The following is an 18,855-nucleotide window of genomic DNA, read 5'->3' as shown; positions in this document are numbered from 1 at the left end:
GCCGGCCGAGCCGCCGTGCGCCGTGGCTCAGCCGGCCGGCCAGGCCCGCAGCAGGGCGTCGAGCGCGTCCAGGATCCGGGCCCAGCTCTCCTCGGCCGTCCGGGGGGTGTGCTGGAAGCCGCCCGACCGTTCGAGGGCGACATAGCCGTGGAAGGTGCTGCCGAGCAGCCGGACGGCGTCCGTCTCGTCCGGCTCGGCGAGGTGGTAGCCGCGCAGGATGGCCCGGGTCATCTGCGAGTGCCGGACGGCCGCGCTGGCCCGGGCCGTCTCCGGGTCGAGCGGCAACTGCGCGGCGGTGTAGCGGCCGGGGTGCTCGTGCGCGTAGCCCCGGTAGGCGTCGGCGAAGGCGGTCAGGGCGTCCTTGCCGGCGCGGCCCGCGAGCGCGGCGGCGGCCCGGTCGGCGAGTTCCTCCAGGGCCAGCAGGGCGATCCTGGTCCTGAGGTCCTGGGAGTTCTTGACATGGGAGTAGAGGCTCGCGTCCTTGACGCCGAAGCGCCGGGCGAGCGCGGAGACGGTCACCTTGTCGAAGCCGACCTCGTCGGCGAGTTCCGCCCCCGCCGCCGTGAGGCGCTCGGTGTTCAGTCCCACGCGTGCCATACCTGTCCTCTCGATCACCTGGACTCATAATACATTTGCCTAGGACGCCTAGGTAATTTACGTTGCTTCCCATGAAGCCATTGACCGAACCCGAGATCCGCGCCGCCTTCGTCAACTGCACCAAGGGTGAGGCCGGGCGGCTGAACATCCCGCGTGACCTGGCCGAGCGGCCCTGGGACGACCTGGACTTCCTCGGCTGGCGCGACCCGCAGGCCCCCGATCGCGCCTACCTCGCCGCGGTGCTCGACGGCCGCCCGGTCGCGGTCGCGCTGCGCTCCTCCGGCGCGGCCTCCTGGCAGGCCCGCCGCAGCCTCTGCTCGCTCTGCGTCACCACGCACACCGGGGGCGTCTCGCTGCTGGTGGCCGCCCGCGCCGGTAAGGCCGGCAAGCAGGGCAACTCGGTCGGCGCCTACATGTGCGCGGACCTCGCCTGCTCGCTCTACGTCCGGGGCAAGAAGGAGGTCGGCACCAAGCTGCACGAGTCGCTCACGCTGGAGGAGAAGATCGAGCGCACGGTGGCGAACCTCACCGCCTTCGTCGCCAAGGTGACGGCGTGACCCTTCCCGCCCCGTACCGGCGCGCGTCGGCGAGCCCGGTCGGAGTCGCCCGTTCGGCGGTACGGGGGCGGCCCGGCCGGGCATACTGAGGGGACCGCCGGGCCCGCCCGGCTCCGGTACGACGAACCGTCGGTTCCCTTCAGCGAGCGGCGGTTCGACCACTCGGCGGCCGCTCCCGACCCCAGGGAGGGCCATGTCCGAGGAGATACCCGGCGCCCAGCCGCTGCCGGCCCCGGCCGGAGTGTCCGACACCGCCCGGGCCGCCTTCGACCGCAGCGCCCGGCTGGTGTTCGCCGGCCGCTACGAGGAGGCCCTGACGGCGACCGAGGAGACGGCCGCGCTGTTCCGGGGGCCCGCGCCGGGAGGCCGCCCGGCGAACCGGGAGACGGCGGCCGCGCTCGCCTACGTCCTGGTGCTCCGCTGCGAGGCGCTGGCCAAACTCGGCCGCTGGGACGAGTGCCTGCGCACCGCCTCCGAAGCGGTCGACCTGGGACGCGGGCAGGCGGTGACCGCGCCGTTCACCGCCCCGCTCGGCGCCACCCTGCTCGGCCTCGGCACCGCGCTCTGGGGGCTCGGCCGCCCGCAGGAGGCGGTCGCCGTGACCCGGGAGTCCGTCGACCTGCACCGGCAGCTCGCCCGCGCGGACCACGCCTACCGCCCCCAGCTCGCCAACGCGCTCAACCAGTTGGGCGTGGTGCTGTCCCGGCTGGGGCGGCACGCCGAGGCCCTGGACGTCAGCAAGGAATCGGTGGCGCTGTTCCGCCGGCTGGCCGCGGCCGACCAGGCCACCCACACCCACGGACTCGCCCAGGCGGTGAACAACCTGGCCCGCCGCCAGTCGGCGCGCGACCAGCACCGCCGGGCGCTCCGCAGCATCCAGGAGGCCGTGGCGCTCTACCGCCGGCTGGCCGCGGCCAATCCGGCGGTGCACCGCCGGGATCTCGCGATGGCGCTGGGCAACGCGGCCCGGATGCACAGCGGCCGGGCCGACTCGCTGGCCGCCGTGGCCGAGGCGGTCGCCATCCTGGAGGAGCTGGACCGGTCCGAACCGGGAGTCCACGGCGGGCTGTTCGCCGACTCGCTGTCCCTGCACGCGGCGGCGCTCGCCGACCTCGGACGGTTCCGGGAGGCGGCCGAGGTCACCACCAGGGCGGTCGCGATGATGCGGGAGCAGGCCGCGATCAACCCCGTGGCGCGGCGAGGAGACCTGGCCGTGGCGCTGTCCTTCCACGCCCGGGTGCGGGCCGAGGGCGGCCTCGACCTGGCCGCCGGGCTGGCCGCCGCGACGGAGGCGGTCGCGCTGATGCGCGTCCTCGCGGCCGAGATCCCTGCCCTCTACGCGCCCTCGCTCGCGGAGGCCGTCGCCCTGGAGAGCCGGCTCCGCGCCGTCGCCCCACCGGCGGACACGGCCTGACCACCCCCCCACCGGACGCGTCCCCGCCGACCACCCGGGCGGGGCCGCGTCGGATCGGCGTCCGGCTCGTTGGACCGGGCATGGCGGACGAGACGGACGAGACGGACGGCCCGGGCGACGGTGGCTCGGTGCCGATGGTGTGGGCCCTGGCGGTGCGGGCGGTGGTGCTCGGACCGCCCTTCGCCGAGCTGATCGTGGAGATCGGCCCCAGCCTGTTCGAAGCCTTCGTCGACAACGCGGTGGACAGCGGGTTCGTCCTGGCGGCGGGGGAGCCGCCCGCCACCACCGCGGTGGTGGAGCTGGAGGGCAACGCCCTGGTCCGGCTGGTCATGGTGGGCGGGCGGCAGGCGTGGGAGCCGGCGTCCGAGGTCCTGGCCTCGCCCGGCTGGCTGACGGCCGCCGCCGGACGGCGCGCCGTCGTGGTGCTGGTCGTCCCGCCCGGCACCTGGCCGCCCGGCCTGATGGACCTGGAGCCGGCCGCCGGCGCCGAGCTGCTGACCCGCAGTCTGGAGTCGGCCCGGGCGGCCGGAGCGGTGCTGCACGGCACGGCCGGCTACGAGCGGCGCGGCCTCTGACCACCCCTGGCCGGTGACGGGCGGCGCGGCCCCCGACCGCCCCCGGCCGGGTGGCAGTTCGCCCGGACGGGCCCGCGTCCGCGCAGGTGGAGCGGGGTTCCCACGGACCGTCAGGTGGCGTAATGCGGCGGCAACGAAAAACCGGCCGCCGCCGCTCTATGGTTCTCGCCGAACCCGTTCCCGGCCCCGGAGCAGCACCGATGACCAGCGAGAACCCGACCCGCGCCGGCTCCCGCCGGCTGCGCGCCGACCGCGCCCGGCAGGTGGCCGACGTGCTGCGCCGGCAGGTGCTCGGCGAGACCTTCGCGGACGGCGCGTTGCCCCGTGAGGACGAGCTGGCCGAGGAGTTCGGCGCCTCCCGCAACACCGTCCGGGAGGCGCTGGACCTGCTGCGCGGCGAGGGCCTGGTGCGTCGGGTGCCCGGCTCCGGCACGCTCGTCGTGGCGGACAAGGTGCCGCACGGGCTGAACCGGCTCCAGGGCCTCGCCGAGACCCTGCACGAGCACGGCGAGGTGGTCAACGAGGTCCGCGCCCTCGGCCCGGTCCGCGCACCCGGCCCGGTGGCCCGCCGCCTCGGGCTGCCGGAGGGCGCCGACGTGGTCTACGTCGAGCGGCTCCGCCGGCTGAACGGCCTGCCGCTCTCGCTCGACCTGACCTACCTGGCCCCGGACATCGGTGCCGGACTGACCGCCGAGGCCCTGGTGGACCAGGACATCTTCGGCCTGATCGAGCGGGCCACCGGGCAGCCGCTGGGCCGCGCGGACATCACCCTGGAGGCGGTCAACGCCGACCCGCACTCCGCCGCGGTGCTCGAACTGCCGCGCGGCTCAGCGCTGCTGATGCTGGAACGGCTCACCTCATTGGCCGACGGGCGCCCCGTCGACCTGGAGTACGTCCGCTTCCGCGGCGACCGCATCACCATGCAGGGCAGCCTGCTGCGCGACGCCCCCTGAGCCTCCCCCGAGCGTCCCCCGCCCCGCACTCCCGACCGTCCCGCCGCGCGACACCCCTTCGGCGTGCCCCCGAGCGCGCCCCGAACCCGATCCGAGGAAGCCCATGGCACTCGCCGACCACCGTACCGACGTGCCCGTGACCGTCGACGCCTCCCTGTGCATCGACGGCTGCACCCTCTGCGTGGAGATGTGCCCGCTGGACTCCCTGGCCATCGACCCGGACAGCGGCAAGGCGTACATGCACGTGGACGAGTGCTGGTACTGCGGCCCCTGCGCCGCCCGCTGCCCCACCGGGGCGGTCACCGTCAACATGCCCTACCTGATTCGCTGAGGTGCGCCGGATGCCTTCCAACGCCCGCGCCACCGCCGGGGCCACCGCCGGGGTCACTGCCGAAGCCACCGCCGGCGCCACCGCCCCGCCGCGACGCGTCGCGGCGGCCCTGCTCGCCGCCGCCGCGCTGACCGCCGCCACCGCCTGTTCCGCCGCCTCCGCCGACGCCGGGACGGTCGAGGTGGTCGTCGGCTACCAGTCGAAGACCATCAACACCGTGACCGCCGGCACCCTGCTGCGGGTCCAGGGCTACCTCGAACAACGACTCGCCGAACAGGGCCGCGCCGACGGCCACCGGTACCGGGTCACCTGGCAGGACTACGACTCCGGGGCGCCGATCACCGCGCAGATGCTCGCCGGCAAGATCGACATCGGATCGATGGGTGACTACCCGCTGCTCATCAACGGCTCGCGCGCCCAGGACGCGGGCGGCCCCGGGACCCGGCTGGTCTCCGTCACCGGATACAACCTGCTCGGCGCGCTCAACTCCGTCGTGGTGCCGACCGGTTCGCCAGCGCACACGCTGGCCGACCTCAAGGGCCGCAAGGTGTCGACCTCGGTCGGCTCCGCCGCCGACGGCACCCTGGTCCAGGCGCTCGCCCGGGCCGGAGTGGCGGAGGGCGAGATCCAGAAGCAGAACCAGCAGCCCGCCGTCGGCGCCTCCGCGCTCAAGGCCGGCAGCGTCGACGCGCTGGCCCAGTTCGTCGCCTGGCCCGGCGCCGTGGTCTTCGCCGGGGAGGGCCGGCTGCTCTACGACGGCGCCGCGCTCGGCCGCCCCACCCTGCACGGCGTGGTGATCCGCCAGGCGTACGGCACCGGGCACCCCGCCGTCGTCCGGGCCTTCCTCCAGGCCCAGGCCGACGCGACCCGGTACCTGAACGAGCACCCGCTCGACGCGAGCCGGAAGGTCGCCGACGCCACCGGTCTGCCGCCCGAGGTGGTGCACCTCTACAACGGCCCCAACGGCATCGCGACCTTCGCCACCCCGCTGGACCAGGGGCTGCTGGACGCCCTGCGCGCGGACGTGCCCTTCCTCCGTTCGGTCGGCGTCCTCAAGGCCCTGGACGTCGAGCGCTTCGTCGACCCGTCCTACCAGGCGCAGGCCGCCCTCCCCACCGTCCCGCCGGCCCGGATCTCCGGCACCGACGAGATCTGCGGACGCCCCGTCACCGACCCCCGGCTGGCCGGCGAGGTCTGGTACGAGGGCGAGGACGCCACTCACCCGGCCGCCGATCCCCGCTGCCTGCTGCGCGCGCTGAAGGCACCCGGCCGCGAGGCCCGCGCCGCCTACGTCCCCGACGCCGCCACCGGGACCCGCTGGTTCGCCGACAAGGACCAGTGGGTGCGCGACGGCGACGCGCTGCTGCCCTTCACCACCGAGGACGGCGCCGCCGCGTACCTGGCCGCCCACCCGGAGGGCCGCCGGCTCTCCTACCAGGAAGCCCTGGAGGCCGCGTGACCGCGCCACCGGAGGCCCCCCGGGCCGCCGCACCTCCCGCCGGCGTTCCCGCCGGGCGCCCGGCCGGTCCCGCCGCCCGCCGGCCCCGGTCCGGCGCGCGGGGCGCCCGGGCCGCGCGCCGGACCCGGCAGGGGCTCGCCCTGCTCGCCTTCGCCGGGCTCTGGCAGCTGCTGACCGCGTGGAAGGTCCGGTTCTGGCTGCGGTTCGACCAACTGCCCACCGCCGTCCAGGTCGGCCAGGCCCTGGTCCGCCGGATCGGTACCGACGAGTACTGGCACGACCTCGCCGACAGCCTGCGGCGGATCGGCTGCGGCTTCCTGCTGGCCGCCCTGCTCGGGGTCGCCGCCGGAGTGCTGACCGCCCGCTCCCGCTGGGCCGCCGACCTGCTCGGACCGGTCCTGGAGCTGGTCCGCCCGATCCCGGCGATCGCGCTGGTGCCGGTCGCGATCATGCTCTTCCCCGAGAACGAGCAGGGCATCGTCTTCATCACCGGCACCGCCGCCTTCTTCCCCGTCCTGGTCGCCACCCGGCACGCCGTTCGGGCCGTCCCCCCGCTGTGGGAGGAGGCCGTGCGCACCATGGGCGCGGGCCGGGCCCGGGTGCTGCGGAGCGTCGTCCTGCCCGGCGCCCTGCCCGGGATCACCGGCGGTCTGTCGGTCGGGCTCGGCGTCGCCTGGATCTGCGTCATCTCCGCCGAGATGGTGTCCGGGCAGTTCGGCGTCGGCTACCGGACCTGGTCCGCGTACACCGTGCTCGACTACCCGGGCGTGTTCGTCGGCATGGCGACGATCGGGGTGCTGGGCCGGGTCACCTCCGGCGCCGTCGAGCTCCTCGGCCGCCGGCTCACCGCCTGGCTGCCCCCGACCGGGTCGGCGGCACCGGGCCGGACGACCACCGCGCCCGCCCCGCCGGCCATCGCCCCGCCGCCCGCCCCGTCGACCCCGGCCCCGTCGGCCATCGCCCCGCCGCCCGCCCCGTCGACCGCAGCCCCGGCCCCGGCACCCGTCCGGTCGGCCACCGCCCCGACGCCCGGCCCCACGGAGGTGCGGACATGAGCCTGCGACTGACCGCCAGGGACCTGCGGCTCGGCCACCCCGGCCACCCCGGACCCCCCGTGCTCGACGGCGTCGACCTCGACGTGGCGCCGGGCGAACTGCTCACCGTGCTCGGCCCCTCCGGCGGTGGCAAGTCCACCCTGCTGCGCGCCCTGGCCGGCCTGCTCGCCCCGACCGGCGGCGAACTCCTCGCCGACGGACGGCCGCTGCGCGGACCGGGCGCCGAACGGGCCCTCGTCTTCCAGGAGGACGGCCTGCTGCCCTGGCGCAGCGTCCGGCGCAACGTCGAACTCCCGCTGACCGTCCGGCGCACCCCGCGGGCCCGCCGCCGCGCCCCGGTGGCCGAGTGGATCCGGCTGGTCGGCCTGGACGGACTCGAACGGCGGCTGCCCCGCGAACTGTCCGGCGGCCAGCGCCAGCGCGTCCAGCTCGCCCGCGCCCTGGTCGGCGCGCCCCGCGCCGTCCTGATGGACGAACCGTTCGGCGCGCTCGACGCCGGCACCCGCGCCGAGATGCAGCGCCTGCTGCTGACCGTGCGGGAGCGCGAGGGCTGCACCGTCGTCCTCGTCACCCACGACGTCGACGAGGCCCTGCTGCTCGGCGACCGGGTCGCCGTCCTCGGCGGGGGCACCCTCGCCGCCGTCCACGACGTCCCGCATCCCCGTGACCCCGCCGCCCGCACGGACCCGGCGGCCCGCACCGCCCCGGCCCTGCGCGCCCTGCGCGGGCAACTGCTGGACCTGCTCGCCGGCCCCGTCCCGACCCCGCCCGAGAAAGGCACCCGATGAGGATCCCCGACCTCGCCGACACCCGGCAGCTGAGCTGCGACGTCCTGGTGGTCGGCGGCGGCACCGCCGGTTCGATGGCCGCGATCAGCGCCGCCGAGGCCGGGGCGCGCGTCCTGCTGCTGGAGAAGGCCCACGTCCGGCACTCCGGCGCGCTGGCCATGGGCATGGACGGCGTCAACAACGCCGTCGTCCCCGGCCGCGCCGACCCGGACGACTACGTCGCCGAGATCACCCGCGCCAACGACGGCATCGTCGACCAGCGCACCGTCCGCCGGACCGCCACCCGGGGCTTCGCCATGGTCCGGCGCCTGGAGGGCTACGGGGTGAAGTTCGAGAAGGACGAGCACGGCGAGTACCAGGTGCGCCAGGTCCACCGTTCCGGCAGCTACGTGCTGCCGATGCCGGAGGGCAAGGACGTCAAGAAGGTCCTCTACCGGGTGCTGCGGGAGCGGCGGCTGCGAGAGCGGATCACCATCGAGAACCGGGTGATGCCGATCCGGGTCCTCACCGCCGGCGGCCGGGCGGTGGGCGCCGCCGGGTTCGACACCCGCGACGGAGGCTTCGTCACCGTGTCGGCCGGCGCCGTCGTCCTCGCCACCGGCCCCTGCGGCCGCCTCGGCCTGCCCGCGAGCGGCTACCTCTACGGCACCTACGAGAACCCCACCAACGCCGGCGACGGTTACGCCATGGCCTACCACGCCGGCGCCGAACTCAGCGGCATCGAGTGCTTCCAGATCAACCCGCTGATCAAGGACTACAACGGCCCCGCCTGCGCCTACGTCGCCAACCCCTTCGGCGGCTACCAGGTCAACCGGCACGGCGAGCGCTTCGTCGACTCCGACTACTGGTCCGGCCGGATGATGGCGGAGTTCGCCGCCGAGGTCGCCTCCGACCGGGGCCCGGTGTTCCTGCGCACCACCCACCTGCCGGAGGAGACCGTGCAGGCGCTCGAATCCATCCTGCACACCACCGAACGCCCCACCCGCGGCACCTTCCACGCCGGACGCGGCCACGACTACCGCACCCACGACATCGAGATGCACATCTCCGAGATCGGCCTCTGCGGCGGACACTCCGCCTCCGGCGTCCAGGTCGACGAGAACGCCGCCACCACCGTCCCCGGCCTCTACGCCGCCGGCGACCTCGCATGCGTCCCGCACAACTACATGATCGGCGCCTTCGTTTTCGGCGACCTCGCCGGCACCCACGCTGCCGCCCACCTCCCGGCCGACCGCGCCGAACTGCCGCAGGACCAGGTCGAGGCCGCCCACGCCCTCGCCTACCGGCCGCTGCGCAACCCCGACGGGCCGCCGCAGGCGCAGGTCGAGTACAAGCTCCGGCGGTTCGTCAACGACTACATCGCCCCGCCGAAGACCGGCGCCCGGCTCTCCCTGGTCCTGGACCACCTCGACCGGATGCGCGGGGAGATCGCGGCGATGGGAGCCCGGACCCCGCACGAGCTGATGCGCGCCGTCGAGGTCGACTTCATCCGGGACTGCGCCGAGATGGCCGCCCGCTCCTCGCTCGCCCGCACCGAGAGCCGCTGGGGCCTCTACCACCAGCGCACCGACCACCCCGCACAGGACGACGAGCGCTGGTTCAGCCACCTCAACCTGCGCCGGAACGCCGACGGGGCGATGGAGTTCCTCACCCGCCCGGTCCACCCCTACCTCGTCCCCGTCGAGGGCCTGGAACCGCCCGCGCTCCCGGTCACCGTGCTCGGCGAGGTCCACCCGGAGCCGGTCGGCCGCGCCCCCGAGGCCGCCCCCGCCCGGGCGACCGGCTCCGCGCCCGTCACCGCCGCCGCCCCGGCCCCGTCCTCGCCCCGCCTGCTCGACCTGCTGCGGACCGCCGAGGCCCGGCCCACCCTCGACCGGCTGGCCGGCTTCCTCACCGATTCGGCGGCCGAGGTGCGCCGCACCGCGCTCACCGTGCTGACCGAGCACGCCCCGCCCGGCACCGGCCCCGCGCTGGCCCGGGCCCTGGCGGACACCGACGGCACGGTCCGGGCCGCCGCCGTCGCCGGACTGCGCGAACTCGCCGAGGTGCTGGACGGACCGGAGCTCGGCCCCGCCCTCGACCTCGGCGCGGATTCGCCCGACCCCGTGGTCCGGGCCGGCGCGCTGGAACTCGCCCGGGTGCTGCGCACCGGCACCGCCCGGCGGTTCGCCGCCGCCCTGGCCGACGCCGTCGTGCCGGTGCGGCTCCAGGCGGTGCGCGGCCTGGTCGCGCTGGACGACGCCGCCGCGCTGGCGGGCGCTGCCGGGGACCGGGCCCGGGAGGTCCGGGTGGCGGTGGCGGAGGGGCTCGGTACCGTCGGCGACCCCGTGGGCGGCCCCGCCCTGGTGACGCTCGCGGCCGACCCGGATCCGCTGGTCCGGGCCGCCGCCCTCACCGGGGCCGCCGGGATCGGCTGCCCGCCGGAGCTGGCCGCGATCGCCGTCGGCGCGACGACGGCGGAGTCCTGGCGGATCCGGGCCGCGGCCGCCGCCGCGCTCGCGGTCGCGGGTGAAGTGCCGCCGCTGCTGGGTCTGCTGGACGACGGGGAGGCCGACGTGCGGAAGGCCGCGGTGCGGGCCCTCGCGGCCCGGTCGGGGGAGCCGGAGGTGGCGGCGGCGCTGCGGGAGCGGCTCGCCGATTCCGACGCGGACGTCCGCGCGTACGCCAGGCTGGCGCTCCCGCGTCGGCCGGTGGCGGCGGCCGCGGCCGCCCCGGCGGCGGGCGGCTGACCGCCCGGGGACGGCCCGGAGGCCGCGCGCGGCTTGCTGACGAATCGTCAACAAGCCGCGCGCGGACCCTTGACGGTGCATGGACACGGCTCTACAACGTAGTCAGCTCCCGGAAAACCCCACCTCAGCCCCCCGCGGGGGCTCCGGAAGCATGCCCGCTCGCCGTCCCCCACCGAGAACGAGGCCCCCATGCGTATCCGCACCTGCCTTGCCCTGGCCGCGGCCGCCACGACCCTGGCCGTCGGCGCCCTCCCGGCGTCCGCCGTCCCCGCCGCCGCCCCGGTCGCCGCCGTCCCGGTGCTGACCACCGGCGACGCCGCCGGCCCGGCCGTGGCCGCGGGCGACATCCTGGTGGCGCCGCTCGCCGCCGGGACCAAGGCCACCTTCTACTCGGCCACCACCGGCGCCACCGGCGTGACCTGCGGCGTCTCGCCGTTCACCGCCCGGGCCCTGACCAACCCCGACGCGCCGGGCACGGCGACCGCCTCGTTGACCGGCATGAGCTTCGCCTCCTGCACGGCCAACGTCACCGGCGTCACCTCGGTGAAGAGCCTCACGGTCGGCAACCTCGCCTACGGCCTCTCGCTCGGCGGCGGGCCCGTCGTACTGGCGGGCGGCGCGGCCGGCCCGATCCAGGCGACGGCGGTGCTGAACAGCTGGTTCGGCACCCTCACCTGCACCTACCAGCTCAGTGGCGCCTTCACGGGCAGCTCCGACAACGCCACCCACACCCTGGCCTTCCGCAACGAGCACTTCGTCAAGAGCGGCGGCTCGGGCCTCTGTCCGGGCGAGGGCTACTTCTCGGCGACGTACGGCCCGCTGGCCGACTCCAGCCGGGCCGGTTCCCCGGTGGTCCAGGTCAACTGACGGAACGCGCCGGCGGCGCCCCGGTCCCGAGCCGGGACCGGGGCGCTCGCACGTCTGCCGGACGCGCCCGGACGCGCGCCCCGGGCCGGCCCCCACCGCGTCGACCCGGGCGGCACCGACCCGGACGGCGAGCGCCGGCCGCCGACCCTCGCACTCTCCGCCGGGAACTACGGCACCCGGCTCAGGTGCCGGCGGCCGTCACCGAGGCCGCGACCGCCAGCATCGCGTCGTTGGCGGCCTTCGCGGTGGTCAGCTCCGGCAACCGCTGCCGGATCAGCTCCTGCTCGTACGCCGACTCGACGGTGAACCAGACGCCCACCACATTGACCCGGGCCTTGCACTCGACGTCCGCGGTCGCGGTGGCGATCTCCTCGGCCGACGGGGTCGCGGCGGCACCCCAGCGCGGGTCCTTCAGGGCGTCCCCGGGCGTGCCGTAGGAGTGGCCGCGCTCGGCCATGCAGCCGGACCAGTCCCGGAAGACCGCCACCACCCGCGGGTCCTGCCGGGAGCGGTCGAAGCCCTCGTAGTTGACCCCCACCGCGACCTCGGCGTCGCGTCCGGTGCCGCCGCGCGCGGCCAGCTGCCGCTGCGCGTCCGCGATGCACCCGCCGGACGGCAGCTGCCTGCCCCGGTACTCGGTGGCGGTGCCGGGGGCGGGCCTGCCGTCCGGGCCGAGGCCGGCGCCGAGCACGGCGGTGACGTCGGGCCCGACGGACGGCGCCGTGCCCGGCTTCTTCCCGCGGTCCGGGTCCGGCGAGTGGTAGCCGTTCGCGGCGACGTCGGAGATCTCGACCGGGTCGTACCGGTGGGTGGTCTGGGTGGTGGTGGGCGCGGTCGGGGTCGGCGCGGAGTAGTCCAGGCCGAATCCCCGGACGCAGCGGGTGGCCAGGACGCCCTGGGCCGCGTCGAGCTGCCGGAACTGCTCCCCGCTCAGCAGGTACGCCTCGATCGGCAGGGCGCGGTCGTCGACCCGGCTCAGCCGGGGGACGTCCCCGATCGGGGGTGGCTCCATCGGGGCGAGGGTGGTGGACCGCGGCGCGGCGGTGGTCGCGGCGGGACCCGAGGCGCAGCCGGCGGTCATGGCCAGGGCGGCGGTCAGAGCGGCGGTCAGCAGCAGGGTCGGCAGCGGGCGGCCGCGGCGCGGGGGTGTCATGCGGGGCTCCTCGGGCACCCGCCCGCGCGGTGCCGCGGGCGGTTCGGCGGGGGTGGTTCGGCAGGTGGTTCGGCGGAGAGGGTGCGACCCGGGTGCCGGGCCCCGGTGAACGGGGCCCGGCACCCGGGTCGGTGGTTGGCTAGAGGGTTTCCCAGCTCTGCGAGTGGTTGTTGTTGCGCATGTTGATCGTGCCGCCGTTCCAGGACACGTTGCCCAGGTTCACCCACTGGTCGTGCGGGACGAACTGGCTCGGGCCGCTGTCGCGGATGCTGAACTCGCGGTAGTGGACCCGGAGGTTGTGGTAGTGGTCCAGGTTCCACACCGAGGCGGCGTTGTTCAGGACGGGCTGGCCGTTGCCGGCGCCGCCGCCACCGAAGTTGCCGTCGTAGTTGCCGAACTCGCCCTTGCCGAACTTGGCACCCTGGAGGTTCTGGCTGTAGTAGAGGCACGCGTCGCCGCTCACGCAGCCGCCGCTGCTGGCGAAGGCCGGCGCGGAGGCGCCGAGCAGCACCGAGCCCAGGGTGGCCGCGGCGAGTACGCCGGCAGCGATCTTCTTCTTCATGTTCATGCCTCTCCATCGGTGGTTCGGGAATTGCCGCGCGCCTTCGCCGTTGGGGCGCCGGTGGATTTCCCGGATCGGTTCCGGGCTGTGCACCGCCCGACGAGAACGACTGTGCCGGAACGACCGGGCCGATTGGAGGGGGGAAGCGGGCTTTGAGACGTCTCACCCGGCCGCGGGCCGCTGAGCTGGGGTTTGAGAAATGGTCTGGACCAATCGTGAGACGCCGGGATTCCGGATCGCGGGCGATTCGTTCGATTGCTCCCCGCTTTCCGTATTCGCCGGGGGTGATCCGCAGTGGGGGTACTTCTGACGGATTTTCAGCTCACTCGGGCAGTGGAATTCGCTGTGGCTCCGGAAGTGGAATTCAATATTCCGGCGCCGGGGGGAACGCGCCGCAGGCGTCGGCCATCGGCCGGCGGCGGCTCCACCGGTGCGAGGATGGGCCGCCATCGCCCCACCCCGACAGAACAGGAACCGCACCATGGAACGCGTCCTCGGTATCGGCGGCTACTTCCTGCGCGCCGCCGACCCGGCCGCCCTGACGGCCTGGTACCGCGAGAGCCTGGGCCTGGACACCGACGAGCACGGCTTGTGGCGGCAGGAGCAGGGGCCGACCGTGTTCGCGGCCTTCGAGGCCGACACCGACTACTTCGGGGACCGCGGCCAGCAGAGCATGCTGAACTTCCGCGTTCGCGACCTCGACGCGATGCTGGCCCAGCTCCGGGCCGTGGGTGCCGACATCGCGGGGGAGGTGCAGGAGATGGAGGGGGTCGGGCGGTTCGGCTGGGTCACCGACCCGGAGGGCAACCGGATCGAACTCTGGCAGCCGGCCGGCTGAGCCGTCGCGGCGGGCGGACCGTCCCGGCGGCCGGGCCCTCCCGGTGTCGCGCGGGACGGGAGCGGGCCGAGGGCGGTCTGCTCCCGTCCGTCCGTGCTGTGTGTGCCTGTGTGCCTGTGGGTCTGTTCGCCGGTTCGCCCGTTCGACTGTTCGCCCGTCAGGTCGGCTCAGGCCGCGACGCCCTCGACCACCGACAGCACCGTCGAGGTCGGGATCACCCGGGACAGGCGCAGACCGGCCCGCCCGAAGAGCTCCGCGAAGTCGGCCTCGGTCCGCTCGCGCCCGCTGAGCGAGGCCATCATCATCAGGTCCAGCGTCTTCGACTGGTGGGGTCCGTCGCCCGGCGGCACCACCGCGTCCAGCACCAGGACCCGGCCGCCCGGACGCAGGGCGCGCCGGCAGTGGCCGAGCAGGGTCACGCAGGTGTCGTCGTCCCAGTCGTGGGTGATCCGCTTGAGCAGATGGACGTCGCCCGACGGAACGGAGGAGAAGAAGTCGCCGTCCTGCGGCGTCCAGCGGCCCGCGACGTCCCGTTGCGCGTCCAGCCGGTTCCCGGCCAGGACGTGCGAGCGGTCGTAGAGCACGCCCTCCAGGCCGGGGTTGCGGCGCAGCACCTCCAGCAGCAGGCCGCCGTGGCCGCCGCCGATGTCCACGACGGTTCCGCTCGCGGGGAAGTCGTAGGCGGCCGCGATCGGGGCGTTCTCCGGGTCGGACATCGCGGCCATGCCGACGTGGAAGACCGCGGCGGTCCGCTCGTCCTTGGCGAAGTGGTCGAAGAACGGCATACCGAAGAGCTTCTCGAAGGCGGCGGTGCCCTCGGTCAGACAGTGCGTCAGCTCTCCGGCGGGCCCCCACATGGTGCGGTCGGTCAGCATCCCGATCGCCGTCCGCGCGGAGTGCGGGACGTCGCTCCGCAGGGCCTGCCCGGCCTCGGTCAGGGCGAAGCGGCCCTGCGCGTCCTCGGTCACGATGCCCCGGGTGGCGAGCAGCCGCAGCACCCGGTGCAGGTTGCGGGCGTCCGTGCCGGTCGCGGCGGCGAGGTCGGCGGGGAGGGCGGGCCCGGCCGCGAGGTGGTCGGCCACCCCTATCTCGGCGGCGGCCCGGAGCGCGGCGGGGAACAGGAAGCCGAGCGCCTCGTCGACGAGGAAGGCGGCGGAGGCCCGCAGTGCCTCCTCCCACTCGCCCGCCCCGGCCCGCCCGTCGATCGCCCGACCGTCGTCGTGAGTCATGTCGTCCTCCTGCTGCTGGTCCCGGTGTCGTGGACGCCGCTGCCCGGCCGTCCGCCCGCATGCTGCCCATGGGTAACCGTCCCGACACCCACCGCGACGGATCCGGTCCGACGCGCACCGCGACCGATGCGGGTCCGGCGCCCACCCCGATCGGTCCGCCCGGCCCCTGCCGCGATCGCTGTCGTCCGGGTGCCCGCCGTTCCGCGCCCCGGCTCACTCGACCAGGCGCAGCCAGGCTTCGGCGAGGGCGGCATGACCGGCGTCCGTCGGGTGTACGCCGTCGGCCGACCAGTACTCGGGTCCGGTCCGCCCGGCGAGCCCGGTGAACATCGCGTCCGCGGCCAGCAGGTGCGCGTCGTACGCGCGGGCGAGTCCGTGGACGGCGTCGATCTTCTCGTCCAGATCGGCCCGCCACAGCTTCCGCACGGCGTCGTCGACCACCCCGTGCCCGGCCCGGACGGTGCCGCCGACCGCGAGCAGGAACGGTTCGACGAGGATCAGCTCGGTGCCCGCCGCGGCCAGTGGGGCGAGCAGCCGGTCGTAGCCGGCCGCGAACTCGGCGGCGGGGATCGGACGGCCGTCCGGTGCCGTCGTCTGCCAGCCCGTGTCGTTGACGCCGACCAGGACCGTCACCACGTCCGGGCGCGCGTCGAGCACGTCCGTCCGCCAGCGGGCCTCCAGATCGCTCACCTTGTGGCCCGCGATCCCGGTGTTCAGCCAGGTCACGGGCCGGTCGGGGTGCAGGCGCCCCCACCCGGCCGCGACCCGGGGCGGGTAGCCGAACCCGAGGCCGTCCTCGCTCGCGCGGCGCGCGCCGTCGGTGATCGAGTCCCCGGTGAACATCACGGTGCTGCCCGGGCGGAGGGTGATCGTCATGCTTTCTCCTTCAAGGGGGAACGGAGGCGGCTGCCCGCGGGGGAGCGTTGCCGGAATCGCGCGTTTCAGACCTCGGCGGTGCTGCTCGCCGCGGCGGCCGCGCCCGCCCCGTCCGTCCCGGTCGCGGTGTCGGGGGTGTCACCGGTACCGGCGCCGGTACCGGTACCGGCATCACCGTCCGCCGGTACGGGGCGGCCCGGCAGCAGCAGGCAGAGCGGCACGGCCGCGACGGTGAGCAGCACCGCCCACCCGAACGCGGTGCCGAAGCCCTCGGCCAGCGCGGCGGGCGTGCGGGTGCCGGCCGTGCCGTGCTGGAGCACGACGGTGAGCAGGGCGATGCCGACCGAGCCACCGAGCTGCTGCGCGAGGCGGGTGATCATGCTGGCGTCGGGGACCTCCGCCCGCTCCAGTCCGATGTAGGCGGCCCCCATCGGCGCGATCATGGCGGCTCCCAGGGCGAGGCCGCGGACGAACAGCGCGGCCGGCAGCAACCAGGTCGCGGTCCCGGCGGTGACGAGGGCGAACGGCACGGTCGTCACGCCGACCAGGACGAACGCCCCCGTGGCGACCCCGCGCGGGCCGACGCGGTCGGTGTAGCGTCCCGCCAGCCCGCGCGCCAGGAGCGCGCCGACGCCCTGCGGGACGAGCAGCAGCCCCGCTCCGAGCGCGTCCGTGCCCCGGACCTGCTGGAAGTACAGGGGGAGCAGCATCATCGAGCCGTACAGCGAGACGCCGCCGAGGAACAGCAGCCCGGCGGAGGAGGCCACCGCACGCCGGCGCAGCAGCCGGACGTCGACGAGCGGGGCCCCGGCGCGGCGCGGCGCCCGGGCGACGAAGCCGCCGACCAGGGCGAGCCCGACCGCCGTCGGGGCGAGGACCGCGGCGTCGGTGAGGGACGCGCTGCCCTCGACCCGGGACAGGCCGTACACCAGGGCGGCGCACCCGGGGGAGAGCAGGAGCAGGCCGATCGTGTCCAGCGGCGCGCCGGGTCGGTCCGGTCCGGGCCGGTCGTCCGGCAGATTGCGCCGGGCGAGCCAGGCCCCGACGGCGCAGAAGGGGAGGTTGACCAGGAACAGCCAGCGCCAGTCGGCCAGGTGCAGGATCAGACCGCCGAGGACGGGCCCGAGGATCGGGCCGAGCGCGGTCGGCACGGTGATGATCGCCATCACCTTTCCGATGGCGCGACCCCCGGCCGCCTGCACCAGCAGGGTGGCCATGAGCGGCATCAGGATGCCCGCCGCGCCGCCCTGGAGGACGCGGAAGGCGATCAGGCTCGGCGCGTCCCACGCCAGCGCGCTCAGCAGCGAGCCGAGCAGGAAACCGCCGAGGGCCGCGATCCACAGCCGGCGGCCGCCGAACCGCGCCTGCGCCCAGCCGGCGACCGGGACGGTGACGAAGACGGCCAGCAGGTATCCGGTGCCCACCCACTGGACGGTGGACAGCGGGGCGGCGAGGTCCTTCGTCAGATCGTCGAGGGCGACGCTGACGATCGTGGTGTCCAGGACGACGGCGAGCGCGCCCACGATGAGGGTGACCGCCATCCGCCACACGGCGGGGTCCACGCGGTCGGACCGGGGCGGGTCGGGAGTGTTCATGGGCGAGAGCCACCTTAAGATACGTTCGTCTATCTTACGAGCGTCAGGCTAGGGCGCTAGGATAAGAAAGGCAAGTCTTTCCAAAGGAGGAGTACATGGCCGAACGACGCCGCGGACCGGCACTGGAGAAGGCACTCCTCGACGCCGCCTGGGAGGAACTCGCGGACCACGGCTACGCCCGCTTCACCATGGACGCCGTCGTCAAGCGCGCGGGCACCAGCCCACCCGTCCTCTACCGCCGCTGGGCCAACCGGGAGGAACTCGTGCGCGCCGCCGTCGCCCACACCCTCAAGGTCGACCCGGTCCTCCTCCCCGACACCGGCACCCTGCGCGGCGACGTGCTGACCCTGCTGCGCGAGCTCAACTCCCCGGCCCGGGTCCGCCTCGTCACCGTGATGAACCTGCGTCTGGCCGACTTCCACCGCGAGACCGGTACCAACCCCGCCGAGCTGCGCGACCCCCTGGTGACCGGCCGTGCCGAAGCCCTCGACGAACTCTTCGCCCGCGCCGCCGCCCGCGGCGAGGTCCGGCCCGAACACCTCACCCCGCGGCTCAAGTCCCTCCCGTTCGACCTGCTGCGCCACGACATCATGACGACCTTCGCGCCCGTCCCCGACGAGGCCCTGGAGGAGATCGTCGACACGGTCTTCCTCCCCCTGCTCCGCTGACACCCCGCCCGCCGGGCCCGGCTGTTCCCCGCCCCACCCCGCCAGCCGGGCCCCGCCGCGCCGTCGGGAAAACCGTTTGAGCCCGGACCGGCCCTGTGGCAGGCTCACCCGCCGTGAACGGTCACCGGGGGAGAGCCCCGGTGGACAGCGGCACGGTGGGCGACGGAGGACGGATGGCATCGGTCAAGCAGGTCCAGATCACCTTCGACTGCGCGGAACCCGAACGGGTCGCGCGGTTCTGGTGCGAGGTACTGGGCTACGTCGTCCCCCCGCCGCCGGAGGGCTTCGACTCCTGGGCCGACTACGACCGCAGCCTGCCGGCCGAGCGCCAGGGCGCCGGTTTCGTCGCCCAGGACCCCGAACGCGTGGGCCCGCGCCTCTACTTCCAGCGCGTCCCCGAGGGCAAGGTCGTCAAGAACCGGCTGCACCTGGACGTCCGCGTCGGCACCGGCCTCGCCGGCGAGGAGCGCATAGCCGCCCTGGAGGCCGAGTGCGCCCGCCTGGAGGCCCTCGGCGGGACCTTCCTCTACCTGCTGCGCGCCGACGGCTTCAACGAGTCCTGCCTCGTGATGCAGGACGTCGAGGGCAACGAGTTCTGCCTCGACTGAC

Annotated in this window: 19 protein-coding genes; 13 read left to right on the top strand and 6 right to left on the bottom strand. The window is 75.2% G+C overall.

Features of this window, described 5'->3' with window-relative positions:
- Nucleotides 1–27: 27 nt before the first annotated feature.
- Complete coding sequence (locus ACIQ9P_RS27285; protein WP_402361439.1) at nucleotides 28–597, bottom strand: TetR/AcrR family transcriptional regulator; 570 nt, start codon at nucleotides 595–597, stop codon at nucleotides 28–30.
- A gap of 71 nt (nucleotides 598–668) precedes the next feature.
- Between ACIQ9P_RS27285 and ACIQ9P_RS27280 the strand changes: the two genes are divergently transcribed.
- The 10 genes from ACIQ9P_RS27280 (at nucleotide 669) to ACIQ9P_RS27235 (ending at nucleotide 11,325) form a co-directional block, all read left to right on the top strand.
- Nucleotides 669–1,154: an FBP domain-containing protein gene (locus tag ACIQ9P_RS27280; protein ID WP_402361436.1), complete on the top strand. Its 486-nt coding sequence runs from the start codon at nucleotides 669–671 to the stop codon at nucleotides 1,152–1,154.
- A gap of 193 nt (nucleotides 1,155–1,347) precedes the next feature.
- Nucleotides 1,348–2,568, top strand: a complete 1,221-nt coding sequence (locus ACIQ9P_RS27275) for a tetratricopeptide repeat protein (protein WP_402361433.1) — start codon at nucleotides 1,348–1,350, stop codon at nucleotides 2,566–2,568.
- Nucleotides 2,569–2,648: 80 nt separating this feature from the next.
- Nucleotides 2,649–3,143, top strand: a complete 495-nt coding sequence (locus ACIQ9P_RS27270; RefSeq protein WP_402361430.1) for a hypothetical protein — start codon at nucleotides 2,649–2,651, stop codon at nucleotides 3,141–3,143.
- Nucleotides 3,144–3,343: 200 nt separating this feature from the next.
- A complete protein-coding gene (locus tag ACIQ9P_RS27265) occupies nucleotides 3,344–4,096 on the top strand; it encodes a GntR family transcriptional regulator (protein ID WP_402361427.1) in 753 nt (250 codons plus the stop codon).
- Nucleotides 4,097–4,199: 103 nt separating this feature from the next.
- Nucleotides 4,200–4,427 (top strand): ferredoxin family protein, encoded by a 228-nt coding sequence (locus ACIQ9P_RS27260; protein ID WP_402361424.1) that lies wholly within the window; start codon nucleotides 4,200–4,202, stop codon nucleotides 4,425–4,427.
- A 10-nt stretch (nucleotides 4,428–4,437) separates the two neighbouring features.
- A complete protein-coding gene (locus tag ACIQ9P_RS27255; protein ID WP_402361421.1) occupies nucleotides 4,438–5,886 on the top strand; it encodes an ABC transporter substrate-binding protein in 1,449 nt (482 codons plus the stop codon).
- The gene (locus tag ACIQ9P_RS27250; RefSeq protein WP_402361418.1) at nucleotides 5,883–6,941 is read left to right on the top strand and encodes an ABC transporter permease; all 1,059 of its coding nucleotides are present in this window, start codon (nucleotides 5,883–5,885) and stop codon (nucleotides 6,939–6,941) included. Before ACIQ9P_RS27255 ends, ACIQ9P_RS27250 begins: the two co-directional genes overlap by 4 nt.
- Complete coding sequence (locus tag ACIQ9P_RS27245) at nucleotides 6,938–7,729, top strand: ABC transporter ATP-binding protein (protein WP_402361415.1); 792 nt, start codon at nucleotides 6,938–6,940, stop codon at nucleotides 7,727–7,729. Before ACIQ9P_RS27250 ends, ACIQ9P_RS27245 begins: the two co-directional genes overlap by 4 nt.
- Nucleotides 7,726–10,458: a fumarate reductase/succinate dehydrogenase flavoprotein subunit gene (locus ACIQ9P_RS27240; protein ID WP_402361412.1), complete on the top strand. Its 2,733-nt coding sequence runs from the start codon at nucleotides 7,726–7,728 to the stop codon at nucleotides 10,456–10,458. Before ACIQ9P_RS27245 ends, ACIQ9P_RS27240 begins: the two co-directional genes overlap by 4 nt.
- A 189-nt stretch (nucleotides 10,459–10,647) precedes the next feature.
- On the top strand, nucleotides 10,648–11,325 hold the full coding sequence (locus ACIQ9P_RS27235) for a Tat pathway signal sequence domain protein (protein ID WP_402361409.1): 678 nt from the start codon (nucleotides 10,648–10,650) through the stop codon (nucleotides 11,323–11,325).
- A 181-nt stretch (nucleotides 11,326–11,506) separates the two neighbouring features.
- On the opposite strand, the gene ACIQ9P_RS27230 is transcribed toward ACIQ9P_RS27235, so the two are convergent.
- Both ACIQ9P_RS27230 and ACIQ9P_RS27225 read right to left on the bottom strand, forming a co-directional pair.
- Nucleotides 11,507–12,478, bottom strand: a complete 972-nt coding sequence (locus ACIQ9P_RS27230) for a hypothetical protein (RefSeq protein WP_402361406.1) — start codon at nucleotides 12,476–12,478, stop codon at nucleotides 11,507–11,509.
- Nucleotides 12,479–12,617: 139 nt separating this feature from the next.
- Nucleotides 12,618–13,040: a hypothetical protein gene (locus ACIQ9P_RS27225; RefSeq protein WP_402361403.1), complete on the bottom strand. Its 423-nt coding sequence runs from the start codon at nucleotides 13,038–13,040 to the stop codon at nucleotides 12,618–12,620.
- Between the two features lie 481 nt (nucleotides 13,041–13,521).
- Here ACIQ9P_RS27225 and ACIQ9P_RS27220 point away from each other — a divergent pair, with 481 nt between their 5' ends.
- Nucleotides 13,522–13,878 carry a VOC family protein gene (locus tag ACIQ9P_RS27220; RefSeq protein ID WP_402361400.1) on the top strand — a complete coding sequence of 119 codons (357 nt, stop codon included), beginning with the start codon at nucleotides 13,522–13,524 and terminating at the stop codon, nucleotides 13,876–13,878.
- Nucleotides 13,879–14,045: 167 nt separating this feature from the next.
- Here the strand turns inward: ACIQ9P_RS27220 and ACIQ9P_RS27215 are convergent, their stop codons facing one another.
- From ACIQ9P_RS27215 to ACIQ9P_RS27205, 3 genes are all read right to left on the bottom strand, one after another.
- On the bottom strand, nucleotides 14,046–15,107 hold the full coding sequence (locus ACIQ9P_RS27215; RefSeq protein ID WP_402361397.1) for a methyltransferase: 1,062 nt from the start codon (nucleotides 15,105–15,107) through the stop codon (nucleotides 14,046–14,048).
- 213 nt (nucleotides 15,108–15,320) lie between these two features.
- On the bottom strand, nucleotides 15,321–15,983 hold the full coding sequence (locus tag ACIQ9P_RS27210; protein ID WP_402361394.1) for an SGNH/GDSL hydrolase family protein: 663 nt from the start codon (nucleotides 15,981–15,983) through the stop codon (nucleotides 15,321–15,323).
- A 65-nt stretch (nucleotides 15,984–16,048) separates the two neighbouring features.
- Nucleotides 16,049–17,578 carry an MDR family MFS transporter gene (locus ACIQ9P_RS27205; protein ID WP_402361391.1) on the bottom strand — a complete coding sequence of 510 codons (1,530 nt, stop codon included), beginning with the start codon at nucleotides 17,576–17,578 and terminating at the stop codon, nucleotides 16,049–16,051.
- A 95-nt stretch (nucleotides 17,579–17,673) separates the two neighbouring features.
- On the opposite strand from ACIQ9P_RS27205, the gene ACIQ9P_RS27200 reads away from it, so the two are divergent.
- Nucleotides 17,674–18,246 (top strand): TetR/AcrR family transcriptional regulator, encoded by a 573-nt coding sequence (locus ACIQ9P_RS27200; protein WP_402361388.1) that lies wholly within the window; start codon nucleotides 17,674–17,676, stop codon nucleotides 18,244–18,246.
- A 173-nt stretch (nucleotides 18,247–18,419) separates the two neighbouring features.
- Nucleotides 18,420–18,854 carry a VOC family protein gene (locus ACIQ9P_RS27195; RefSeq protein ID WP_402361386.1) on the top strand — a complete coding sequence of 145 codons (435 nt, stop codon included), beginning with the start codon at nucleotides 18,420–18,422 and terminating at the stop codon, nucleotides 18,852–18,854.
- Nucleotide 18,855 lies beyond the last annotated feature (1 nt).

This window comes from Kitasatospora sp. NPDC094019 (assembly GCF_044764505.1).
Classification (GTDB): Bacteria; Actinomycetota; Actinomycetes; order Streptomycetales; family Streptomycetaceae; genus Kitasatospora.
This window is presented reverse-complemented; position numbering and strand designations above follow the sequence as displayed.